The 26,014-nt window shown below is 26.7% G+C and carries 22 protein-coding genes; 10 read left to right on the top strand and 12 right to left on the bottom strand.

All coding sequences use genetic code 11. The features are described from left to right. Positions 1-166: 166 nt before the first annotated feature. Positions 167-1,102 carry an NAD-dependent epimerase/dehydratase family protein gene (locus tag QZ146_RS01650; RefSeq protein WP_295721830.1) on the bottom strand — a complete coding sequence of 312 codons (936 nt, stop codon included), beginning with the start codon at positions 1,100-1,102 and terminating at the stop codon, positions 167-169. A 180-nt stretch (positions 1,103-1,282) separates the two neighbouring features. Continuing rightward, positions 1,283-1,663 carry a hypothetical protein gene (locus QZ146_RS01645; protein ID WP_295721828.1) on the bottom strand — a complete coding sequence of 127 codons (381 nt, stop codon included), beginning with the start codon at positions 1,661-1,663 and terminating at the stop codon, positions 1,283-1,285. Positions 1,664-2,044: 381 nt separating this feature from the next. Here QZ146_RS01645 and QZ146_RS01640 point away from each other — a divergent pair, with 381 nt between their 5' ends. From QZ146_RS01640 to QZ146_RS01600, 9 genes are all read left to right on the top strand, one after another. Then, positions 2,045-2,602: a helix-turn-helix domain-containing protein gene (locus QZ146_RS01640; RefSeq protein ID WP_295721826.1), complete on the top strand. Its 558-nt coding sequence runs from the start codon at positions 2,045-2,047 to the stop codon at positions 2,600-2,602. A 240-nt stretch (positions 2,603-2,842) separates the two neighbouring features. After that, complete coding sequence (locus QZ146_RS01635; protein ID WP_295721823.1) at positions 2,843-4,522, top strand: AMP-binding protein; 1,680 nt, start codon at positions 2,843-2,845, stop codon at positions 4,520-4,522. A 55-nt stretch (positions 4,523-4,577) separates the two neighbouring features. Next, positions 4,578-5,885, top strand: a complete 1,308-nt coding sequence (gene gatD, locus QZ146_RS01630; protein WP_295721821.1) for a Glu-tRNA(Gln) amidotransferase subunit GatD — start codon at positions 4,578-4,580, stop codon at positions 5,883-5,885. 8 nt (positions 5,886-5,893) lie between these two features. Continuing rightward, on the top strand, positions 5,894-7,771 hold the full coding sequence (gatE, locus tag QZ146_RS01625) for a Glu-tRNA(Gln) amidotransferase subunit GatE (RefSeq protein ID WP_295721820.1): 1,878 nt from the start codon (positions 5,894-5,896) through the stop codon (positions 7,769-7,771). Between the two features lie 781 nt (positions 7,772-8,552). Further along, positions 8,553-9,116: a GMP synthase subunit A gene (locus QZ146_RS01620; protein WP_295721818.1), complete on the top strand. Its 564-nt coding sequence runs from the start codon at positions 8,553-8,555 to the stop codon at positions 9,114-9,116. Between the two features lie 99 nt (positions 9,117-9,215). Further along, a complete protein-coding gene (locus tag QZ146_RS01615) occupies positions 9,216-9,470 on the top strand; it encodes a hypothetical protein (RefSeq protein ID WP_295721816.1) in 255 nt (84 codons plus the stop codon). 46 nt (positions 9,471-9,516) lie between these two features. Beyond that, entirely contained in the window at positions 9,517-10,443 is a 927-nt protein-coding gene (guaA, locus tag QZ146_RS01610; RefSeq protein ID WP_295721814.1) for a glutamine-hydrolyzing GMP synthase, read from the top strand. Between the two features lie 136 nt (positions 10,444-10,579). Then, positions 10,580-11,356, top strand: coding sequence for a zinc ribbon domain-containing protein (locus QZ146_RS01605; RefSeq protein WP_295721811.1), 777 nt, complete (start codon positions 10,580-10,582; stop codon positions 11,354-11,356). A 22-nt stretch (positions 11,357-11,378) separates the two neighbouring features. Continuing rightward, the gene (locus QZ146_RS01600) at positions 11,379-12,575 is read left to right on the top strand and encodes a hypothetical protein (protein WP_295721809.1); all 1,197 of its coding nucleotides are present in this window, start codon (positions 11,379-11,381) and stop codon (positions 12,573-12,575) included. Positions 12,576-12,680: 105 nt separating this feature from the next. On the opposite strand, the gene QZ146_RS01595 is transcribed toward QZ146_RS01600, so the two are convergent. From QZ146_RS01595 to QZ146_RS01565, 7 genes are all read right to left on the bottom strand, one after another. Then, positions 12,681-13,664 (bottom strand): aminotransferase class I/II-fold pyridoxal phosphate-dependent enzyme, encoded by a 984-nt coding sequence (locus QZ146_RS01595; RefSeq protein ID WP_295721807.1) that lies wholly within the window; start codon positions 13,662-13,664, stop codon positions 12,681-12,683. A 105-nt stretch (positions 13,665-13,769) separates the two neighbouring features. Next, positions 13,770-14,279, bottom strand: coding sequence for a KEOPS complex subunit Cgi121 (cgi121, locus tag QZ146_RS01590; protein WP_295721805.1), 510 nt, complete (start codon positions 14,277-14,279; stop codon positions 13,770-13,772). Between the two features lie 124 nt (positions 14,280-14,403). Then, positions 14,404-15,891, bottom strand: coding sequence for a (R)-citramalate synthase (locus tag QZ146_RS01585; RefSeq protein WP_295721803.1), 1,488 nt, complete (start codon positions 15,889-15,891; stop codon positions 14,404-14,406). Positions 15,892-16,777: 886 nt separating this feature from the next. Further along, positions 16,778-17,809 (bottom strand): TIGR01177 family methyltransferase, encoded by a 1,032-nt coding sequence (locus QZ146_RS01580; protein WP_295721801.1) that lies wholly within the window; start codon positions 17,807-17,809, stop codon positions 16,778-16,780. A gap of 127 nt (positions 17,810-17,936) precedes the next feature. Next, entirely contained in the window at positions 17,937-19,139 is a 1,203-nt protein-coding gene (locus QZ146_RS01575) for an NAD(P)/FAD-dependent oxidoreductase (RefSeq protein WP_295721799.1), read from the bottom strand. Between the two features lie 52 nt (positions 19,140-19,191). Next, the gene (locus tag QZ146_RS01570) at positions 19,192-20,568 is read right to left on the bottom strand and encodes a PH domain-containing protein (RefSeq protein WP_295721797.1); all 1,377 of its coding nucleotides are present in this window, start codon (positions 20,566-20,568) and stop codon (positions 19,192-19,194) included. Between the two features lie 298 nt (positions 20,569-20,866). Then, complete coding sequence (locus tag QZ146_RS01565) at positions 20,867-22,111, bottom strand: proteasome-activating nucleotidase (protein WP_295721795.1); 1,245 nt, start codon at positions 22,109-22,111, stop codon at positions 20,867-20,869. 439 nt (positions 22,112-22,550) lie between these two features. Here QZ146_RS01565 and QZ146_RS01560 point away from each other — a divergent pair, with 439 nt between their 5' ends. Beyond that, positions 22,551-23,048, top strand: a complete 498-nt coding sequence (locus QZ146_RS01560; RefSeq protein ID WP_295721793.1) for a multiprotein bridging factor aMBF1 — start codon at positions 22,551-22,553, stop codon at positions 23,046-23,048. Positions 23,049-23,381: 333 nt separating this feature from the next. On the opposite strand, the gene QZ146_RS01555 is transcribed toward QZ146_RS01560, so the two are convergent. From QZ146_RS01555 to QZ146_RS01545, 3 genes are read right to left on the bottom strand one after another with little or no spacing between them, the layout of a single operon-like run. Further along, entirely contained in the window at positions 23,382-23,777 is a 396-nt protein-coding gene (locus QZ146_RS01555) for a DUF356 domain-containing protein (protein ID WP_295721791.1), read from the bottom strand. 35 nt (positions 23,778-23,812) lie between these two features. Next, a complete protein-coding gene (locus QZ146_RS01550) occupies positions 23,813-25,078 on the bottom strand; it encodes a hypothetical protein (protein ID WP_295721789.1) in 1,266 nt (421 codons plus the stop codon). A gap of 12 nt (positions 25,079-25,090) precedes the next feature. Continuing rightward, positions 25,091-25,549, bottom strand: a complete 459-nt coding sequence (locus QZ146_RS01545; protein ID WP_295721787.1) for a hypothetical protein — start codon at positions 25,547-25,549, stop codon at positions 25,091-25,093. Positions 25,550-26,014 lie beyond the last annotated feature (465 nt).

Below are 26,014 nucleotides of genomic sequence, written 5' to 3'. Positions count from 1 at the left end.
CAAAGGCACCATTAAAAACAGACCAACAAAAACTAAAAATCAACAAAAAAGAAGAGCAAATATCACTCTTAAAATTTTGCTCTATCTAGCACCCTATTAAAACTAATAATAATTTTAAAATAAAGTTATAATAATTAAAAAGTATTAAAAATTAAAAAAAATAAGATTATTGAGGATTATCTCTAAACCATTGAATAGTCTTTTTAAGCTGATTTCTAAATTGTTTAGAATCAACTGTAAAATTAATATTTTTTTGATTAGATACATCCGCAATAGAATGTTTAATATCACCAATACGTGCATCTAAATATTTTGGTTTAATATCAGTATCTAAAACATCACAAATTACATTATAAAGTTCATTAACAGATAATCCTTTACCACTTGCAATATTTACAACACCATTATAATCAGATTCACAAGCAAGAATATTTGCCCTCACAATATCTTCAACATAAATAAAGTCCCTTGTCTGATTACCATCTCCATAAATAACTGGCTGTTTATCATTTAATAATGCATTAATAAAATTAGGAATAACAGCCGCATATGAAGAGTGAATGTTTTGTTTAGGACCAAATACATTGAAATATCTTAGTGTGACCCCATTTAAACCATAACTTTCAGTAAATGTTTTAATATACAATTCACAACTTGCTTTTTGACATGCATATGGAGACAGTGGAATATAAGGTTCATTTTCTTTAAGAGGAATATTAGGATTATCACCATAAATTGCAGCAGATGAAGAGAATACAATTTTTTTCACATCATTGTCCTTACATGCTACAAGTAACTTTAAAGTAGTGTCAAGATTATTGGAATTTGAAAAAAGCGGTTTTTCAACACTTTCAGGAACACTAGCAAGTGCTGCTAAATGAAAAACATAATCAACACCTTTTAAAATATCATCCAAATCAAGATCATTTAAATTACCTTTAATAATTGTTAGATTTTCATGATTGGGATTAGCTAAATTCTCTAGTTTACCAGAAGATAAATTATCAATGACAATAATAGTATTATTGTCAACTAACTCATCAACAATATGAGAACCAATAAAACCTAAACCCCCTGTAACTACAATAGTCTTTCCTTCCATAATAATATCCTCAAAAATGAAAAATTTAATAAAGTTACTTATGATTAATAATGGTTATATATTATAAATTTTATTAATATTAAACTTTTGTAAATTTTATTAATTTTAAAATTGATAAAAAAAAATGATTAAAAAGATAAAATAGCTAAAAAATATAAAAAAAATTTTTAATAAATACAATTAACCCTGGAAATTGTGGAATCCACAACCAACACATACATGATCTTCTTCAGGATCATCTACAGCTGGTTTAAGTTCCTGTAGAGTAATTGTGAAAAAAGCATTTTTATGAACTCCATTAATTGAAGGACCTTTACCTACAATTGGAGAAACACCTTTAAAGTAACATCTTATATCTCCAGTTCCACCAATAGGTTCAAAGATTTTTAAACTTTCAAAGAAAAGCATGCTTTCCCCTACAATCTCCTGAGGTGCCTCAACACTAAATACAAAGATATTTTCATCTAAAGATTTTAACCTTATGTATTTATCATTAAATTCAAAAGAATTACCATCATCTTTTTTAAATGCTACAATATTTGAAATATCACTATTAACCATAATTTATCACCTTAGATAATTAAAATTGAAATATGAATATTTCTAAGTATTAAATAATGTTTTTATTATTTTATTAAATTTTCCCATATAGTTAAGTAAACTTTACTCATTTTTATTTATATAAATAATTTATTGACAATAATTATATTTAATTATCATATTGAAAAATAATTCTTAAAATAAAATTTATAGAAATTTTGATTAAAAATTACTATTATATAATATAATATATTAATAGATATTATATATTAATATTTTATAAAAATTTATATAAATTTATAAAATTTTGATATTTTAAAAATTAAGTGATAAAATAATTATTTTTCTAATAAACTATTTTGAATATATTGTTTTTATAAAATTAAATTTTAAAGGGATAAAATGAAAGAAAATAATATTAATATTAATATTGGTAAAAGAATTAAAGAATTAAGAGAACTATCCGATATAAGTACTGATGAAATAGCATCCCAAGTAAATATGGATGAGCAAACCTATATTTCATATGAAAATGGAGAAAAAGATATTCCTGCAAGTCTAATTTATGAAATTGCAAATATATTCAATGTAGATATGGGTTTATTATTAAATGGTGAAGAAAGTAGAATGGCTGTTTTTGATGTTACACGTGCTGGTGAGGGAGTAAGTGTAAAAAGAAGAAGCGAATATAGATATGAGAATTTATGTAGAAAATTCATCAATAAAAAAGCAGAAATGTTTATTGTAACAGTTAATCCAAAAAAAGAACCTACTCCTTCATTTAATAACCATCCAGGTCAGGAATTTAATTATATTATAGAAGGAAGTATGAAACTATTTATACATAATAATGAGATTATCCTAAATGAGGGAGACTGTATATTCTTTGATTCAACCCATGACCATGCGATGATTGCATTAAATAATGAAACTGCTAGATTTTTAGCAGTGCTTATGTAAAACCATATATTTTACTAATATAATAAAGTTGTAAATCTTTTTTGATTATAAATTTTAAAATATATATTTTTGTAAATTTTAAGCTCAAAAGGAAAATTTATTAATTATTGCTTTAAAATAGCTAAAATTTTTTAAAAATTATTAAATTAATTATTTTGCGCAAATACAATCTATAAATTAATTAAGATTTTAAAATTTAAAATTATCATTCAAGAAAAAAAACTAATATTTTGTGATAAAATGACATCATTAATAAATGAATATGTAGAAAGGGTGGATTTTGACTCATATGAAGATTTTGCCCAAAACTTTAAATTTAAAATACCTGAAGACTTTAACTTTGGTTTTGATGTAGTAGATAAATATGCAGAAATAGATCCAAATAAAAAAGCACTTGTTTGGTGTGATGATAAGGAAGATAGAGTTTTCACATTTAAGGACATTAAAGAAGAATCAAATAAAATTGCCAACTTATTAAAAAGTTTTGGTATTAAAAAAGGAGATTGTGTTATTTTAACTTTAAAAAGCAGATATGAATGGTGGTATACTATGACTGCCCTTCATAAAATTGGAGCTATAGCAATTTCTGCAACTCATATGTTAAAACTTCATGATATTAAATATCGTCTTTCTAAAGCACATATTAAAGCTATTATTACTATAGATGAGGATGATTTAATTAAAGATTATACTACTGCAGAATCAGAATTAGAGATGGATATTATAAAGATTACAGTTAGTGATAAGAAATTTGATAATTGGTATAATCTTCACGAGGAAATGGACAAACAATATAATGCATTTAAGCGACCAAAAGGCCATGAAGCAACAAATATACATGACCCTCTTGTAATGTATTTTTCATCTGGAACAAGTGGTAATCCTAAAATGGTTAAACATAATGGAAAATATCCTATTGGAGACATTGTAACTGCACAATATTGGCATGAAGTTGTTGAAGATGGACTACATCATACTGCAGCCGATACGGGATGGATTAAAGCAGTATGGGGTAACCTTTATGGGCAGTGGTTATGTGGAGCAGCAGTATTCATTTATGATTATGAACGTTTTCATGCTCTTGATTTGATTAAAAAAGTTACAGAACATAAAGTTGATACATTTTGTGCCCCTCCAACCATATTTAGATTTTTAATTAAAGAAGATTTATCAGATATTGATTTTTCTTCTCTCAAACATGTTTCAACAGCAGGAGAATCATTACCTCCGGAAGTATACAATAAATTTAAAGAAATCACAGGTCTTGAAATTAAAGAAGGATTTGGTCAGACAGAAACTGTAATAAGTATTGGTACATTTAAATGGTTAGATGCAAAATTAGGTTCTGTTGGAAGAGAAAATCCAAATTTTAAAATCGAACTTTTAGACAAAGATGGAAATATTGTAGATATTGGTGAAGAAGGAGAAATATGTTTTGATTTAAGTGCCGATAATACTGGTTTGTTTGATGAATATAATAATGATCCTAAACGTAATAACGAAAGCAGATATGGTGGCTATTATCATTGTGGAGATAAAGCTTGGAAAGATGAAGATGGATATTTCCACTTTGTTGGACGTAATGATGATGTAATTAAAAGTTCAGGTTATCGTATTGGACCTTATGAGGTGGAAAGTGCAATTATTTCACATCCAGCTGTAGTTGAATGTGCTATTACAGGTTATCCTCATGAAGTGAGAGGTCAAATTGTAAAAGCAACAGTTGTAATTTCAGATGATTACCAAGAAACAGAAGATTTGAAAAAGGATATTCAAAAGCATGTAAAAGAAGTTACAGCCCCATATAAATATCCTCGTATGATTGAATTTGTCCCTGAAATACCAAAAACAAGTAATGGAAAAATCATTAGAAAAGTTATACGCGAAAGAGATTTAAAAAAATACAACGAGAATAGTTAAAAAAAATACTGATACTTAAAATTAATTTTTATAAAAAATAAAAAATTGTGATCAAATGACTTATAAAAAAAATTCAAAGAAATTTCTATCAAATGGAAATGTTACAATCGGAGATACTGTAAAAGTATCTAAAAATAATACATCCTACAAAGGAATATTACTTGATAGATCAGAAGATGCAGAAGATAATTATATTGTACTAAAATTAGATAGTGGATATAATCTTGGAATAAATATTGAAAATGCTTCAATTGAATTAATTGAAAGTGGAGATAAACCTAAAATAGGTTTTGACCAAAGTGAAATAGAAAAAGATCCAGATAAAATGAATATTTCAATTATTTCAACAGGAGGAACAGTATCATCCATAATAGATTATAGTACTGGAGCGGTTCATCCCGCATTTACAGCGGGAGATTTACTTAGAGCTAATCCTGAACTTATTGACCTTGCAAACTATGAGGTTAAAGCTTTATACAATATTTTAAGTGAAAACATAGAACCTAAATATTGGGTAGAAGCTGCAAGAAGTATTGCTGATGATATTTCAAGTGGTGCAGAAGGAGTTGTTGTAGCTCATGGAACTGATACAATGCATTATACTTCAGCCGCACTTAGTTTTCTAGTAAGAACTCCAGTACCAATAGTTTTAACTGGAGCTCAAAGAAGTTCAGACCGTCCATCCTCAGACACATTCATAAATTTAATTAATTCAGTAGGTGCTGCAAAGTCAGATATTGCAGAAGTTACAGTTTGTATGCATGATAGTTTAGATGACACTATTTGTGCATTACATAGTGGTGTTAGAGTAAGAAAAATGCACACATCAAGAAGAGATACATTCCGCAGTATAGACTCAGAACCAATTGCATATCTAAAAGATAGTAAAATCCAATCAAGAACTCAAAATTATATTAAACGTAATGAAAGAGACCTTGAATTATATGATAATATTGAAGAGAAAATTGGCCTTATAAAAGCTTATCCTGGAATTAGCTCTGAATTAATCGATTACCATATAGATAAAGGTTATAAAGGTCTTTTAATAGAAGGAACTGGTCTTGGTCATGTACCTGAATATTTAATAGATTCACTTCAAAGAGCTAATGATGAAGGTATTCCTTGTGTTATGACTTCCCAATGTATTTACGGCAGAGTAAATATGAATGTTTACAGTACAGGACGTAAACTTATAGATGCCAATTTAATTTCCGGTGAAGACATGACTCCAGAAGTAGGATATGTTAAATTAGCTTGGGCATTAGGTCAAAGTGATAAAATAGAAGAAATTAGAAAAATTATGGAAACCAATATTGCTGGAGAATTAAATGATAGACTTTCAGCAAAATACTTTTTAAACTAGGTGATTTGATGAGCGAAAAATATGATTGGGAAGATTTAGGTCTAAAAATGGGGCTTGAAATACATCAACAATTAAATACAAAATCCAAATTATTCTGTTCATGTCCAACTGAACTTATAGACGAAAATGTTGATTTAACAATTAGAAGAAATTTAAGACCAACACAAAGTGAGTTAGGTCAAATAGATAGAGCAGCTCTTCAAGAATCTATGAGAAAATTAAATTTTAATTATGAATCATTTGACAAACATACCTGTCTAGTTGAATGTGATGATGAGCCACCACATTCCCTTAACCGTGAAGCTCTTGATTTGGCAATAACCATATCTACCCTATTAAATATGCATATTGTAGATGAATTCCATACTATGAGAAAACAGGTTATTGATGGAAGTAATACAAGTGGTTTTCAAAGAACTGGACTTCTTGCAACTGACGGATACTTAGATACCCCATATGGTAGAGTAGTAATTGAAACAATTGGTCTTGAAGAAGATGCTGCAAGAAGAATAGATACAAATAGTGAATTTACAGAATTTAGATTAGACAGACTAGGAATTCCTTTAGTCGAAATTACAACAGACCCTTCAATTCATCATCCAAAACAAGTAGAAGAAGTAGCATATATGATCGGACAAGTACTTCGAAGTACAAATGTTAAAAGAGGACTTGGAACAATAAGACAAGATTTAAACATTTCCATTGCTAAAGGTGCAAGAGTAGAAATTAAAGGAGTTCAAAACCTTGAACTTATGCCTTTAATTGTAGAAAGAGAAGTTGAAAGACAATTAAAACTTATAGAAATCAGAGATACACTCCATAATCGTAATGCATCAGTAGATGAGACAATTTATGATTTGAATGAGGTGTTTGCAAATACCGAAAGTAAAATATTGAAATCTGCAAAATCCATAAAAGGTATTGTTTTAAAAGGATTTGATGGTCTAATAGGTATTGAAGTTCAAAAAGACAGAAGATTTGGAAGTGAACTTTCATCATATGCTAAAAAACGTGGAGTAAGCGGACTTTTCCATACTGACGAATTACCAGCATATGGAATTACAGCAGAAGAAGTAGACAAACTAAAAGAATACTTAAAAACCTCTCCAGAAGATGCTATAATAATTGTAGCACATGATGAAGAGATTGCAATTTCTGCACTTGAAGAAGTTATAAGAAGAGCAAAATTAGCATTTGATGGAGTAGTAGAAGAAACCCGTAAATCATTAGATGATGGAAATACTGAATATATGAGACCTCTTGCAACTGCAAATAGGATGTATTTAGAAACTGATATCCCTCTCTTTAAAATAACTGAAGATATAATAAAACCTATTAAAAATAATCTTCCAGAGTTACCTGACGCTAAAAAAGAAAGAATTATGAAAGAATACAACTTAAGTGAAGATTTAGCAAATCAAATCGTAAGAAGAACATTAGCTAATGAATTTGAAAATATTTTAAAAGAAGTTAAAGTAGATCCCACCACACTTGCATCTACATTAAGTTATGATTTAAGAGATTTAAAAAGAGAAGGAATTGACATAACATCAATGAATAAAAATCGTATTGTAAGTGTATTCAAATTAGTTGAAGAAGGAAAAATATCAAAAGATGCTGTTAAGGAATTAATTGAAGCAATGTGTAAAAACCCTACACAAGATGCAGAATCCATTGCAGAAGAAGCAAACTTATGTTTACTTGGCCTTGATGATGTTAAAGAAATCATATCTGAAATTGCAGAGGCCAATAAATCAATGATTGGAGATCGTCAAATGGGTGCAATGGGACCATTAATGGGTATGAGTATGAAAAAATTAAAAGGAAAAGCAGATGGCAGTCTTGTAAATAAAATAGTTAAAGAAGAAATACAAAAACGCCTATAGTCTTTCTTAATTTTCTTTATCTTCTTTTTTTTATTTTTTCATTAATTCATTTCTAAATTTCTTATATTTAACTTCCATTTTTTATTTTTTAATTTTTATTTCATTAATCCATTATTAAATTTCTTTTCTTTAACTTCCTTTTTTTATTTCTTTTTAAACATAATTTTATATTGTTTTTTATTCTTTTATAAAAAATGATTTTATATTGCTTTTATTTATAAAAATTATATTAAACCATTTAGAAAAATAGAAAAAATGAATATAAATTTTAATAAAACTATAAAACAAGCAGAAAAAAAAATAAAATTAAAAATATAAAATAAGTAAATAAATTAAGAATTTTAAAATAATTGAATAAACTATTTATAAAATTCCTTATTTTTATTAGTATACTTAAAATAAAAAAAATATATTCTAAAAATTATTGCCATACATATTTTTAATTATCATATATATGAAAAATGCGATTAAAATAATTATTGCAACAGGTAATAACCAAATGAATAAATAAAATATTATAATCGCCATTAGAATTGAAATTAAACCAAATACTAAATCTTGTGCTTCCATAAAATATTATATCAATAACCTAGTATATAAAATATTTGAATGAAAATAAGATTATAAAAAAATAAATTTTATAGATAAAATTATTAATAGAAAAAATAATATAAAATCATTATATTATATAACATATATACATGTATAATATATATTAAAAATTCATAAAAAGTTTAAATATTTTTATCTAAAATTTTTAAAAATCATGAAGAGAGAAATTATGAAGATTATAATAATTAATAATAGAGGCCAATACAATCACAGAATCAAAAGAAGCTTAGAAAACTTAAAGATACCATGTGAGCTTGTTGATAACTCTTTAAGTCTTCATGAAATTAAAGAAAAAGAACCTATTGGTTTGATTTTAGGTGGTGGTCCATCAATTGATTTAAGTGGAAATAGTAGAGAATATATTCAAAATTTAGACATTCCTATTCTTGGCATATGTTTAGGCCATCAATTAATTGCACTTGAATTTGATGGAGAAGTTGAAACATCTAAAACTGAAAGTTATGCTCAGGTTCAAATACAAATACATGATGAAGAAGAACTTTTAAAAGGATTATCTCCTGTGATGGATGTTTGGACTTCACATAAAGATGAAGTAAAAACATTACCTTCAAACTTTAAAGTAATTGCTAATTCTGATGTTTGTGAAATTGAAGCTATGAAGCATATGGATAAAGATATTTATGGAATACAATTCCATCCAGAAGTACACACTACTCCAAAAGGAGATGAAGTATTTTTAAACTTTTATGAAATCTGTAAAAGCAGATTATAATACTTTTAATTAAATTAAAATATTATAACTCATTATAGCTAATAATAGCTTAACTTAATTTCATTTAATAATTTAAAAAAAAATAAAGAGGAATAAAATATGATAGATAATGTAGATGATTTAAAAAACAAATCTTTAAAATATAAACCAGAACTTAAAAGAGAGCAAATTCACGTACCTATAGGAGATATGGAATACGACTTTAGAATTTCTGGTATTGGTGAAAAAAGTTTCAAAATTGAAAAATACATTAAATATGATGATATTATTGAAGCTATTGAAGCTGGAAATGACGACGGTCTTGAATCAATCATTTTAGAATTAGTTGATAGTTTTGAACCTAAAGAAGAATAATATTAAATCTTGTTAATCAATTTTGTATTTTTTAGAGGAATAATATATGTTAAGTCCAAAAGAATTTATAGATGATGCTATAACAAAAATCAAAGAGGAAATACAAGATGAAAAAGCAGTTATAGCATTATCTGGTGGTGTTGATAGTTCTGTCTGTTCAGTTCTTGTTGGTGAAGCTATTGGCAAAAACTTAACTGCTATTTTTGTCAATCATGGATTACTTAGAAAAGGTGAAGCTGAACAAGTAATTAACACATTCGAAGACAGATTGAATTTCATTTACATTGATGCATCTGAGGAATTTTTAGAAGCATTAAATGGAGTAACAGATCCAGAAGAGAAAAGAAAAATCATTGGTAAAAAATTCATCGATGTATTTGAGAGAGAAGCTTCTAAAATTGAAGCTAAATATCTTGTTCAAGGTACTATTGCTCCTGATTGGATTGAAACTAAAGGAAAAATTAAATCACACCACAATATTGCACTTCCAAGTGGTATGGTTTTAGAAGTGGTTGAACCTATTCGTGAATTATATAAAGATGAAGTAAGAGAAATCGGTAGCGAGTTAGGTTTACCTGATGCAATTATTCACCGTCAACCATTCCCAGGTCCAGGTTTAGCTGTAAGAGTTATTGGTGATTTGACTCGTGATAAAATTAAAGTTTGTCAAAAAGCAGATGCAATTGTTAGAGAAGAAGTTGAAAAATCAGGATTCAATAAAGAATTATGGCAATATTTTGCTGCTTTAACTGACACCCAGGTTACTGGTGTAAAAGGTGATGAGAGAGATTTTGGATATTTAGTTGTTGTTAGAATGGTTTCATCCTTTGATGCAATGACTGCGTATGTACCAGAAGTACCATGGGAACTTATAAGAACAATATCCCGAAGAATCACTTCTGAAATCTCTGAAGTAACTCATGTTTCACTTTCAATTAGTGACAAACCACCTAGCACTATTGAATTTGCTTAAAAATACATTATAATTTTTAAAGTAAAAATTTTATTTTATTTTTTTTTTTACTTTATTATAAATTATTTTATTAAAAAAAAAATTAAAATAATTAAATTAAAGATTAAAACTAATTAGAATTATTAATTTATAAAAATTGAAGAATGATAAAATGCATGGTGCAAGAACTAAATATTGTATTAATTGTGGAAAAATAATAGACATCTATGCAAATAAATGCCCACATTGTCACGCATGGCAAGAGAAAGACAATATTTCAAGAAATCATTTATTAAATAGTTATGTATCTCCAGAACATAAACATGAAATAGAAGAAAAAATGTCTAAGGACCATGAAATTATTGAAATTGAAAATAAACCTATTGAAAGTAAAGAAACTGAAACCATTAGTGAAACTACAGAGACTGTTTATTCAGATGTTCTTGTAATTAGAAGACTACTTCTTCTTTTAATTGTTAGTTGTGGATTATATTCTATATGGTGGTATTATAAAAATAATACTCTATTAAAAAATAAACTTAATAGAAATATTAGTCCAATTCTACGTACTATAGGTTTTATTATACCTGTAATTAACTGGTTTATGTTTTATATATTAATACATGACTATGAAAAAACATTAAAAGAAAAGAATATTGAATCTTATTCTTCTATTTTAAATACATTATTATATATTTTCATTCCAGTTATTGGGTCTATTTGGACATTATGTAATATTCAAGAATCAATAAACAATTTATGGTATAAAATGGAACCAAATCTCCCAATAAAAAGAAAATTTACAAATGGAGAAATAGCATTTTTAATTATTTTACTATCAATTATAATATTATTTTATAGTTTAATACTTTTAAGCATATTTTTTATAGTAACAAACACTCTCCTAACTATTAAAATTACTTTTTTTTATTAAAATTAAATATTTAATGAAAATTATGAAAGGAAGAAATCAAAGAACTTCAAAAAATGCATATCTTGAAAGATTAACCAAAGATATACATATGAAGTCTGTGGAAGTTGGTCGAGATCTTGAAGGAAGCACTCCACCATCTGTATTTATTGGTCGTTGGTCTTATCCAAAAGTATATGCAGGACCTATGATGGCTAATCAACTTGGAGACACCTATATTATGGATTCTCCAGAATCCTGGTTAAATCAGAATAAAAGCCAACAAGACATATTAAGTTATAGAATGAATCTTGTAAGAGGTAAACAATTAATTGAAATTAATGATTTGGACAATCCTTTCGTTGAAAAACTTCAAGATATTTCACTTGCATCAAAATCAACAGATACCGAAGCTAATTTTCTAAAAAGACCTACAGGCGCATCTATATCAGACGAAGCTATGCCTCATGGTCCAAGTGCAATACTTGAAAACTTTAATATTGAAGCAGTTAAATGGGATAGGCAACTTGAAAAATCATATTATGATACTGATTTATCTGCAACCAATGCAGTAAGCAATTTACATAATAAAAATGTACCATTCTCACAAATTCAAAAAGCATTTTCAGTTGGTGCTTTTGGAATTGGAAAAAATAGAAAACTTGTACCAACAAGATGGTCCATTACAGCAGTTGATTCATCCCTAGCAGATACTCTTCTAAAACAGGTACGAAGACATAATATTTTAGATACTTATAGAGTCTATGAAAATGAAGATCTTCACAATTATTATGGAATAATACTAACACCTACAGAATGGCAATACGAATGGATTGAAGCCTTTTATAAAGTTATGAAAAATGAAGAATTAATATATTCAGATTATGAAACAAATACTGATAAAAAAGAATATTCTACTGTAGGTGGCTGTTATTATACAAGTAAAATGGTAGTATTAGATGAATTAAATAAAATGAAATTACAATCAGGACTACTTGTTTTAAGAGAAGCACATACTGGTTATGTACCTATGGGCGTATTTAATGTTCGTGAATGTATGAAAAAAGCAATGTCTATACCATATAAAGAATTTGAAGATCTAAAATCAGCAGTTAAATATGTTGGTGAAAACTTAAAAATTCCTTTAAGTCGTTATATTAAAACAAGTACTCTTCTAAATGAAATGCTACACACAAAACAAACAACATTAGATAATTTCTTTAAAAAAGAGAATCCTAAATAAGTATTGACTAAAAAAAATTAAAAATATTTGATAATTAAATAAAAAAAAATATTTAATAAATAGAATAAAAAAATAGTTGATAGTTGAATAAAAAATATAAAATATCTATTGATATTTTGTGATTATTTCAATCATTTCATCTAGATTTTCTTTATTCAACTCAGAATAATTTAAATTTTTAATTTCAATAGCAACTCCTTTTATTTTAAGCCTATTATAATTAGGACATTTAGTAATCATACCATGACTATCTAATTTAAATTCATTTTTTAAATTCCAAGCTAAATCTTTAGGATTATCATCTTTTATTATAACATTAATTCCCCGTAAATCTGAGTGAATCACATTATTAAGATTGTTTTTAAGATATGTAGTTGCCTTAATCAAGTCATCAAGATTTTTTGATACAAAAGCAATTTCTGTTGCAATTCCACTAGCCGTAATCTCATTAGTTTTAAATGAATTAAGTAATATTTTATTATCATCTAATATTGACTTATCATTAGTTGAAATAAATCCACCATCTTCCACATTAAGTATTTTAGGACTGCCAGTAGAGCAAACAATAATATCTGAATATTTACCATTTGCAAGTTGTCCTTTTAAATCACATATTGCTCCTGATGCATCTTCTATTAAAATAATCCCATTTGAATGACAAAATTTTGAAATTTCTTTAATTTTCTGCTCAGCAGTATAAGCTGCAAAACTTGTAAGAATTAATCCGTTTATTTTATTAGAATCAAGATTTTTTAAGGTGTCTTCAAGTGATTCGAGATCAATTAAACCAAAATTAGTTTTGACTGTTAATATAGGAATATTTAAAAATCTAGCAATTTGTTTAAATCCATGCCATGCACCCTGATCAGGTATTATTAAGTGTCCTGTAATTGAAGATATAGCTATAAATATTGCTCCGTTTCCACTGTTTACTAATTGACAGTGTTTATGGTTTGTTATATCCATAATTTTATATTCTGCAATTTCCTTAAATGAAATATCCTTATCTTCAAGAGGTGTTTTTCCAACAGCAACTCTAGACATAATTTTTTTTGTCTCAAGTGAAGGTTCTTTATATTTTAGTTCCATTATTAAAACCTCAATCCTATTTATAAATTAATTTCTTATTGTAAATTATTTCATACAAGCTAAGTATTAATTTGAATTTATAATATCTAATTTTAAAGTTAAAAATCAAACATCAACTATTAAACTGGTAGTTTTATCGATTAATAAGTCTTCCATATGTATGGACTCAAGTTCTTTATCAGAAATTTTATAGATACTTTTTAAATATGGAATGTCCGCTTCAAATATGCTATTGTCTTTATCAAACATATCATTTAATTGATCAATAAAGTAATCTGGACAATCAATCATAACAATGCATATGTCCATTTCACCTTCATATAAACCAAGTAATTTAAGAGCCTTGGAAATTTGTCTTTGTGCTGAAATTCTAATACAGATTTCAATACCCAAATCATTAGCCAAATTAGTTCCTCTATTAAATGCCTGAATAGCTTGAATAGTTCCATGAAGAACATGTTTTCTACCACCCACTGCCCTAGCATCTAATAATTGAATAACACATCCGTCACAACATTGATCTTTAAGATTATTGACTTCTTCTAAAATATCAGGTATGTTATTAATTTGACCTTTATAACCTAATATTTGAATATTTTCGGTTAAATTATCCAATTTAGTTCCTCCTTAGTTAATTTATATTATAGCATACATAAATTCATTAAAACTTAAAAAACTTAATAATTTAATAATTTAATAATCAATAAATTAATTTATTAAATTTCAAAATAATGAGTATTTATAAATTATCTTCATTTTCAAGTAATCTGTTTACTCCTGTTAAATATGCTTCAACACTTGCATTAATAATATCTGAACCCGTTCCTCTAGCAGATATTACTTTATCATCCATACTTACCTTAACAATTACATCAATAAGTGCATCAGTACCTCCAGTAATTGCATCTACATGGTATTCATCTAATTTAACATTTGCAAACTCATTAATAGATTTTTTAACTGCATTAATGGCAGCATCAACTGGACCTAAACCTATACCCGCTTCCAATATTTCATCTTGATCAATTTTAAGCCTTACAGATGCAGTTGGAGTAATTTTATTTCCAGAAACAATTGTAACCTCTTCAAGATTAACTTTTTGTTGCATATCCTTTTCTAAAACATTGTCAGCAATAGCTTGAAGGTCTACATCAGTAACACATTTACCGTTATCTGCAAATTCTTTCACCTGTTTAAATATGGTATTTAATTGTTCCTTATTTACTTCAATACCAAGTTCGCTTAGACGATTATTTAAACCCTTTGTTCCTGTGTGTTTTCCTACAACAAATTTTCTACGTCTTCCAAGTAACTCTGGTGTAATTGATTCATAGGTAGATGTATTTTTAATAACACCATCTGTATGAATTCCAGATTCATGGGCAAATACATTTTCACCAACAATTGCCTTATTTGGTTGGATATAAACACCTGTAGATCTTGATACAATTATTGAAGTGTTATACAATTGGTTAATTTTTATATCAGTTGTATATTTCCCTTCATAAAGATTGTTTAATGATACCACGATTTCTTCAAGAGATGCATTACCTGCCCTTTCACCAATTCCATTAATTGTACCATGAACTTCACTTGCCCCTGCACGTATGGCCTGTAGAGAATTTGCAACAGCTAAACCATAATCATTATGACAATGTACACTAAGTTTTGCATTTAATTTAGAAAGTTCTCTATAGAAATCAAAGGATCTTTCAGGTGTAAGTACACCAACAGTATCACATGGACATAGCCTATCTGCTTTTGCATCTAATGCCAATTTAAAAGTATCTACTAGAAAATCCATATCTGTTCTTGAAGCATCTTCCGCAGATAATTCAACAGTTAAACCATGGTCTTTAGCATATTCAATATTTTCAACCATTTCATTTTGAACTTGTAACCTACTAGATTTAAGTTTATAGTCAATATGAATATCACTAGTCGGTACAACAAGGTTAACAGTATCTACTCCACAGTCAAGACATACATCAATATCTGATTGAATTGAACGTGCAAAACTTGCAATTTCAGCATCTAAATCTTGGCTTGTAATTTCACGAATAGCTAATTTTTCTCCATCAGATGTAATAGCTGAACCTGCTTCAATAATATTTACCCCAATCTCATCTAAAGCCCTAGCTATCCTTAGTTTTTCATTAGAAGTTAGTGAAACTCCAGGAGTTTGTTCTCCATCCCTTAATGTTGTATCCAATATATTTATTTTCATATTGACCACTTGTATTAAAAATTTTATTATGCTAATAATAAATTTAAAAGTTTTTATATTCATTTAAGTATGTAAATACTTAATAATATATTTTTAGAAAAATAAGTCTTAAAACAGAAACAGTTTTGAATATTTTTTAAAAAAAATATTTATCCTATTTTAAAGAATAATAAAAGGTTTTATCCTATTTTAAATATTATTAAAGTTACACATATTAAATTATTAATTTTTATATCAATTCATCGAAAAATATTGAATAAATTTCAAATAAGGAGACAAAAAACAATATAATACATATTATAGAATATTAAAAAAAATCATAATATATAGTATTAATTTCTAATTTAAATGTGAATATTTTAAATACCTGATTAAAAATATTTAATTTAATAATATAAAGCAAATAATTCATATAAATACGAACTATATTCTTTTAACTAACCAATTGGAAAATAATCGAAGTATATTTATATCTATTCTCACAGAATATTTTTTATGTCTTATAATAAATTAAAATTTAATAAAAAGTAAATTAAATTAAATTGTAAGGCATTAATAAAAACCATATTTTATTAGAAAGTTTTCGAAAGAATAAGGAAATTTAAATTATGAAAATTAATAGATTACTTCTAAGTAAAATAAAAATTTGATTTTCATAAAAAAAATTAAGAAATATACTCTCTAAATTCTTTCGAAAAAAAACTTATAAAACGATAATAGTATAGTATTTTTATAGTAGTATTTAATAAATAAATTAAATAAAAAAATTAAATTAAACTATAAATCTATTATATTATTTTAAAACTATTTTTTGAATTTGATTGTATTGTGAATAAATCAATACAATTATTAAATTTATTTAGTGGGTTTTAAATTTATATTAAGTTTAATCAACTAGTGCGATAACTGAAATAATACGAGTTAAACTTTTATGCATCCTTATTTCATATCTTTCTAAAACTTCAAAACCAACTTCACTTAAAAATTGGTCTATATCCACAAAATGTGGACTTGCCATAACTAAAAGAGCATCATCTTTCATGTTTCTTTTAATTGCAAGTAAAAAGTCTTTAAAAATTAAATCATCTCTACCTCCAGTAGTAGTAGAAATACCATAAGGAGGATCTGTTACAACTGCATCACATAATTCATACATTTTAAGTTCATTAATATCAACTTTATATGTTTTAAAATCCTTAACTCCAGCATATTCACAATTAATAGCCGAACCATTTTTCATATTCCAATCAATATCAGTTCCAACAACACGGGCACCTATAAGGCCACCTTCCATAAGCATTCCACCAGTTCCACAAAAGGGATCAAGTAATAATTGACCTTCCTTAATCCGAGATAAATTTACCATACATCTTGCAAGTTTTGGTGACATACATCCAGGATGAAAAAATGGTCTTTTATGAGGTTTAAAATCCTGAAAATATTTTTTATTCAAAATATAATCCTCACAGGTTAAATAAACATCATCTTTATAAACAATTATACGTATTGTAACATGAGGTTTAGTTAGATTAACCTTTAAATTCTTAGAGTTTTCTAAAATTAAACCACCGATTCTCCTTTCAATTGCCACTACATCACTGTCACTATCATATGTTTTAACCCTAACAACAAAAGTATCCTCAATTATACTGTTCCAATCAAAAGTAGGAATTTTACTATCCAATTCTTTTAGATTAGTTTTTAAAAGTACATGAGTTATTTGATGGGTGTATGCCAAACGTTCTGTTAATCTTTTATAAACATAATCAAAATCATCAGAATCTATTGAATCCGCCACAACCAGACCAGAACGTATTTGTCGAATATTACAATTAAATCCTTCGGATTCAATAACTGCATTTAATTCAGCAAGAGGTAAAGAATCATGTTCCTGAGATTGAATAAAAAATAGCTCCATAATATTCCTCTAGATAAAATAATTTAACTAATAATTCTTAATAAAAATTTTTATATTTAATCTTGATTTTTAAATGTTTATACGAATAATAAACTGTTAACTCTAATAAAATAAGTGTTTATTAAATCTAATTTTTCCATATTTTACTTATTTTACTTTTAATAAATTTTTGTGTGATTTTATATAACAAACCTTCTTTTATAAATTTTTTAATTAATACGGACTGATTATCCATATGTCCATATTCAGATATAATTCTCTCACCATCATTATCCTTAACTTTTTTAAATAAATAATCAAAACCTTTATCAGATAATATACCTAATGTTTTATGAACTTTTATCTCATTAGAAAATTCATCAAAATATAAATTTCTACATTCTTTAGAGTAATTTTCTAAAAGATCAATATTATCATTATTAATTGAATTATAAATTACATCACTGGCCATATTTATACAATTAAATGCACAAAGAAGTCCTCCCCCAGTTGTAGGTTTTACTTGACCTGCAGCATCTCCAATCAAAATAACTCTTCCTTTCTGCAGTATTTTATTTTTATTATAAATAGGAATCATACCCTGATATTTTTCAATAATCTCATAATCATTAAGATTTAGGTTATTATTTTTAAAATCACCACTGCCTTTAAGAAAATCGTTTAATATATCCAATTCATCACGATATTCTTTTTTAGAAAACAAACCTATTCTAAATAAATTTTGATCAAGAGGTATTGACCATATAAATCCCGGAGTAATATTTCCATTTATAAATATGTCAACATAATCACCATCTAATTTTTCCTTATCTTCATTGGATAAATTAACTAAAAATTGGGCTGCAGTAAAATACTTGTAGTCATTTCCAAGTATACTTGAAACGATGGAATTTGCACCATCTGCACCGACTATTACTTTTGCACTATATTGACCTTTATTGGATATAATAAAACCATTATCTATGTCCAATTCAATGACTTTTTGTTGCATAAATACTTTAACACCTGAGTTTCGAGCACGGTCAAGTAAAAAATGGTCATACCCAACCCTATCAATAATATAAGCCTCAGGAGCATCTTTTTTAACTTTCATTGTTTGATTTGGTGAGTGTAAATATGCACCTTTTACCTGATTTAATATTAAATCGTGAGGCAAATCATTTACATCAAAAATAGATTTGCTTAAAATTCCAGCACATTGGAGTGGAAAACCTATATTTTTTTTCTTTTCAAAAATAGCTACAGATAATCCTTGTTTTTGTAGTTTATATCCTAAACTTGAACCTACTGGCCCTCCACCAATAATAGCTACATCAAAGTCAAATGTCATTAAAATACCTTAGTAAATGAATTGTATAATTAAAAAAAATTAAAAAAATTTATTATTTTTGAAACTTACGGGCATGTTTTGCAAGAACTGATTTTCTATTTTTCTTCACATGAGAATCATTAGATTTATCAGATTTTTTAACATCCTCAGATGAATTTTTCTTATTATTATATTCTTGATAATTATTTCTATAATTAGGATTTTTCTTATTATATTGATTATGATTTGAATTATAATTATTTTGTTGATAATATTGATTATTTGGATAATTATTTTGATTATTTTGATTATAATTCTTATTATCCTCATATTGATTCATAGGAGAGTAATAATTATTTTCTCTATTTTGGCTTGAATAGTTTCCTCCTTGAGGATGATAGTTTTCAGCTCTGTTTTCATAGTTAGACCTTAAATTAGGATTATACTCAGAGTTTCTATATTGTTGATAATCATTATGTGTTGAATTATCTCTAAAAGAGTTACCTTCATAGACAAGATTAGATTTAGAACTGTTAATACCTCTTCTATAGTCTCCATTTTGATGAGGATAATTATCTCCTTTAAATTTAACATTGCCTTCAATATTTCTAACTGCCTGATTAATTGTTTCATCAAATGTATCAGGAGCCTGATAATCATTATAATAAATCTCATTATCATAATTATTATTTAAAGGTTTATTACTTAAACCAGATAATGGATTATCTAAACCTTTCCTATATTCTTCTTCAGGATCATAATTAGAATGATGTTCTCGAGTATAGTCATTTTTAATATTTCTTTGAGAATATCCTTGATTTTGATAATGATTTTGTTGATTGAATTGGTTATTTGGATTTGGATAAGGATTATATCCTTGGCTATTATCTTGATAATAATCTGGATAATTCATACTAGGATAGTTAGGAAGTGAGTTCATCCCATTGTAAATTATCTCTTCAACCTCTCTAGCAGCCCTAATATTTTTTAAAACAACATTACTATTATCATAAGCACTTGTAATTTCAACAGTACCTACACCAACTAATCGCTGAAATATTGAACGAGAAACCTTAATGTCTTGAACATTTTTAAATGACATATATGATTTATTTTCACGTATAATACCAGATTTAGCAATTATTCTTCCATCAGTAACAATATACTTAATAAAATACCAATTAACTAATTTCCATATCATCCAAATAAGAATTAAAAATACAAATCCGTAAATAGCAAAAGCTACATATTGAGCAATAGGATATCTAAATGAATCAAAAGAGTATACTTCCAATTCAGATATTGTACTAAGTATTGTAATAGTACTACCCAATATAAAAGCTATTAGAACAAAACCTAAAATTACATTTTTACATGTAAATAAAAAACTAGGTTTACCTTCATATAATATTTCTTCATTTGCAATTAATTCCTCATCATCAAATAACATTAATTAAATATTTATTTAAATACTTTAAATAATTTATTGATTTTAAGTGTTGTTTAAATAAAATATGAAGAAAATTTAAATTTTTAAAATAATTTCTTATAATAAAAAATAGCATAAAATATAATAAATTGAAAAAAAGAATTTATAAAGTTGAAAATATTAAATTTGAATATAAAATAAATATTAAAATAAGAAAAGTATAATAATTTAATTAAAGGCCTCAGTTCGCCCATCATTCATCACGTATCAGAGCTCATAGGGTTCATCATAGGCCTAATTAAATAAGTATATTGATTATCTAACCAAACATTACTCCTGCTTCTTTTTGCAATTCATCATCACGGTTTACACCCATGATTTTTTCAATTGCATCCATAAAGTCAGCAACAGTAACATAGCCACGTTCAGCCCTTATTGCAAACATTCCCGCTTCAGTACAAATCGCTTTTAAGTCTGCTCCAGAACAACCTTCTGTTAAAGTAGAAAGTAAATCTAAATCTGCTTCTTCATCAAGATTCATTTTAGAAGTGTGAATACTTAAAATTTCATGTCTACCTTCTTCATTAGGTTCTGGAACTTCAATGAATCTGTCAAACCTACCAGGCCTTAAAAGTGCAGGGTCTAATATATCCGGACGATTAGTTGCACCAATAATACCAATATCTCCACGAGATTCAAAACCATCAAGTTCTGCAAGTAATTGCATTAAGGTTCTTTGTACCTCCCTATCACCACTTGTAGAACTTTTAAGTCTTTTAGCTGCTACAGCATCAATCTCATCAATAAATATTATTGCTGGCGCTTTCTCTTTTGCAAGTTCAAATACTTCACGAACAAGTCTTGCACCTTCACCAATATATTTTTTAACAAATTCAGATGCAACTATTTTAATGAATGTTGCATTTGTTTCATTAGCAACTGCTTTTGCAAGTAATGTTTTACCTGTTCCTGGCGGCCCATATAATAAAATACCTTTAGGAGGATCAATACCTATTTCTTTAAATAATTCTGGTTTTGTAATAGGCAATTCAACAGTTTCTTTAACCTCAACAACCTGATCATCCAAACCACCAATATCTTCATAACTGATCGTTGGCTTTTCTTCAACTTCCATTCCAGAAACATTTGGGTCTTTTTCTGAAGGTAAAACTTCCACTACACCAAAAGTTTGTTGATTTAAAGCTACCCTTGCACCAGGTTGTAATAAATTTGGATCTAAAAATTTAGAATAATTAATTAAAAAATTAGGACCAGTACTACTTTTAACTGTCATCCTACTATCATCAATAACTTCATTAATTGTTGCAAGAACTAATGGAGGTGATCTAAATCTTTCTACTTCACCTCTTAAAGATTTTACTTCCCTCTCCAATCTTATTTTTTCATTTTCTGTTAGAACTTTATCCTTTTCTAATTTTCTAACTTTCCACATCAAATTGCGTTTAGTTTTGCTATTTTCTTCTTTAAGCAAATTTAACTCATCTTTTAACTCTTCAATCTTCATGAGTAAAGCTTGTGAAGAATCTTCATTATTTTCAGCCATATAAAACGCTCCCTTTTTAATAAACTATTATAATCTTTTATAATATTACAATAGTTATATCTACATATATTTTATAAAACTATGTCCTAATATTCATATTAAGATAGGTAACTATAATATATATACTTTGTTAAAATATCTCGGATAAAAAATGAAAAAGGGGCTTAAATCAAATATAAAACCAAAATAAAAAGAAATAATAAAATAAAAACTAAATTTTCAACTATTTAAACTTTTCAAAATAATAAGTCTTAAAAAATCATCACATAAATTGAAAATATTAATCCAAATAATATTAAAAACAGTATACGGATTCAAATAAGTTAAAAATATTTTAAGATTATTATTAAGGGAATATAATTAAAATAAATTAAATTTTTGAAATTTTTTAATAAAAATATTAGTAAAGTATAAAAAAAGAAAAAAACAATTATTAAATATGGATTGCGAAATGTGTGGTAAACCTATAGAAGGTAAGCCAATTAGGGTAAAAATTGATGGTGCAGCTATGGATGTATGTAAAGATTGTTCCAAGTTCGGAAAAATTCAAAAAGTTCCTAGACCAAGCCAATATATGCAGAAAAAAGACAAAAATAAAAAAAGAACTAATAAACCTGCAAGGAACTATAGTAAAAATGATGAACCTGCAGAAGAATTAGTTGAAAATTATGGTAGTATTATTAGAAATGCTCGTGAATCTAAAAAGCTTTCAAGAGAACAATTAGGGGAAAAAATATTTGAAAAAGTTTCTGTTATTAGTAAAATTGAAACTGAAAAAATGGACCCTGATTTAAAACTTGCTCGTAAATTAGAAAAAACATTAAATATTAAACTTATTGAAAAAAGTGAAAAAATAGATTTAGAGTCTTATCAAAACATTTCTCGTGGAGGAAATACTATTGGAAGTGTTGTAAAAATTAAAAAATCTAAAAAATAGAGATACATTTAATTTACAATATTTTATACTTCTTTTTTATAATATTATTAAACTTATTTCAATTCATTTAAAAAAAAAACAGCTACTTATCTAATAAGGATTTATTATTATATTTATTAATCCCTTAAAATAATTAATATCCTATATTTAATTAATAATTAGATTTAATTAATAATTAGATTTAATTAATAATTAGATTTAATTAATAAAACTTTAAATTTAATTAATGATTTCTTTTAATTTGACAAATAAGTTCTTATATTTTAATAATTATCTATTAATTTTAATTAGATAATAAAAAAGTGTGAAAATAAAAAATAAAAATTGATTAAATTAATAATCAATTGTTTTTGTTTGTTTATAATCAATTGTATGAGTATTAGAAACTTTATAATTAAGACCATTAAAATTGGAAGAGCTGTATAAAATTTCCAATAATTCCTCATATACTTTGTATTCATCACTTACAACAGTAATATGTGCTGGAGGATGAATACTTCTAATTTTTGAAATAGCTACAGTGGGATTTTCTTCAATCAAAAATGCCGCAGCAACTTTTGAAACTGTTTTTAAATCTGCATTTAAAATTTTAGAGACAAATTTATCTGCAACCTTAGAATCTAATGTTTTAGGATTTGATATAATGTTTAAATCTGCATGTTTTTCAACATCTTCAATTGCATTAAAAACCTTTGTTTTATTATCTCCCCTTATTAAAATCAAAGCCATAATATCACTCAAAAAAATAAAAAAATAAAAAAAAATTATCTTGTTGTTCTATTTTGGAAAGATTTCAAAAGCCTGCCTCTAAATATAACCAGAATTATTATAACTATTCCAATTACAGTTTGAATAGCACCTAAAATATTTAAAACAAAATTACTTATTGGTAAATTCCATGGAGGTGAGGTTCTACCATTAGGCAGTTCAGTATAATATACACCTACAGATTTGGCATTTTTATTAATATTAATATCTTTAGCTTCAACATGGTTTACACCAACAATAATACCATTGTTTATAGCCTTATTAATTGATGATGCAATATTAGTAGAACTATACCCATTTTTAGAAACTTCACTTTGTACAACATCTGATGTTGTAGTGGAAAGACCTTGTTCATCACTACCATAAACAAATACATTTGCCCTATCGTCACTAACTGTAATAGTATTTTCTAATGCTTCATAAGCATAAACAGTTTCCATTTGAGCACCACAATATGGACACACTGTATAAGCTTCTGCTGAAGGGAATGAAATAGACCAACCACAATCTTGACAGACTTTAGAATATTCATCCCCCATATTATATCCTCTTTCATTTAATTCATCAGGAGTGAACATATCCCCAGTACTTATTCCACAGTAAAGATTGTCTGCACCTCCACCATAAACTTCTCCTGTTTGTGTTGCAGTCATTTCAACTACAGTACCCATAATCTTAGTTGCAGGATATCCATCACGTAATTCTTTTGCAATTTCAGTAGCAATTGCTTTTCTACTTCCAGAAGCTCCTCCACCAGCACCTGGACTATCCCTTATGTGAAAAATAGCACCTTTTTTACCTGGAGGAATTACAGCTAAACCTCCTGAACGGTAGGATAAACTGAAAGATCCATCATCTTCTTCTGTGATTACATATGCATCAAAAGATCCACCTGCAGCCATACCTAAATTAGGACCTCCAACAACTGCCCTCATTCCAGAATAAGAACTTGCAACAGATGCTGCTGAAGATGCACTTCCACCATCTTCAACATTAGCTAATGCTTCACAAACCATTTTTAACCTTAAACTATTGTCTGCACTTTCTCCCCCGGAAAGGATAGCGAATTGATTTTGTGTAGACATTACAAATGTAGATTCAAACATATTCTCTTCAAAAGACATACTTCCTGCTGCTGCACCATTAGGATCCTTTCCAGTAGGATCACTAATAATAATACAATTCATAGTAGCAGAAATTGAACTTATAGAAGATAAAACAATGATTACACATAAAACTAAAAATATTACTTTTGACTTCATCTTGCCACCCCTTTATACATAAAGAAAAGCTGAAGGTGTAGTGAAAATACCTCCAAGGTTTACTTTATTAAAATCTTCAACAACTGTAACAGTTACAATTCCAGTTGAATTATCAACTTTAATATCCACAGCTACAATAGGCATAGCAGTAGTACCCGGAATCACCGAATCCTTAGCATATTTTTTTGCATCATCAATTGCCTCTGATAGGGGTAAAGTTCTTTTAGAAGTGTGTAACATATCACCATCAATATAACTACCTTCTCTTAAACCAGAACTTGCTATATTAGATTTAATAGTTTCTAATGGAATTACATCATTTCCTTTAATCTGAATTCCAGTAATAGGAATACCTTCTTCCTGTTCAATAGTAGAAGCATATGCTACGTAAGTCAATACTCTCCCACATAGGATAAGCATAAATGCCAATAGCAAAATAATTAAAGTATCTCTTCTAACTTTTATAAGCATGAATTTCACTTCACTAAAACTATAATTTTTATTTTTTTATAATTATTCTAAATAATAATCTAATAATTAAATATTTAATAAGTGTTTAATATTAATTAAATATTTAATTCATGTTTGTTTTTAAACTTAAACTTTAATATTAATTAAGCTAAGCTAAAATTTTAAACTTAAACTTTAATATTAATTAAGCTAAGCTAAAATTTTAAACTTAAACTTTAATATTAATTAAGCTAAGCTAAAATAATATACTAAAATATTATAAAATATTATGTTTCAGTTTTTAATAAAATTGTATATATTTTGAAACAATATTCTTACAATATAATTATTTATTTGATTATTATTATTTATAATATTATCTATATTTTATAAGGGCTTTGTCATTTTGTTAGTTGGGATTTTATTTTTTTCATCCATCCATTTTTTCTGTTGAATATTTGGTTAAATATACCTTGTTTTGTTCTA

It is taken from the genome of uncultured Methanobrevibacter sp. (genome assembly GCF_905235195.1).
Classification (GTDB): domain Archaea; phylum Methanobacteriota; class Methanobacteria; order Methanobacteriales; family Methanobacteriaceae; genus Methanarmilla.
The sequence above is the reverse complement of the archived record's forward strand: the minus strand, read 5'-3'. Positions and strand labels throughout refer to the sequence as shown.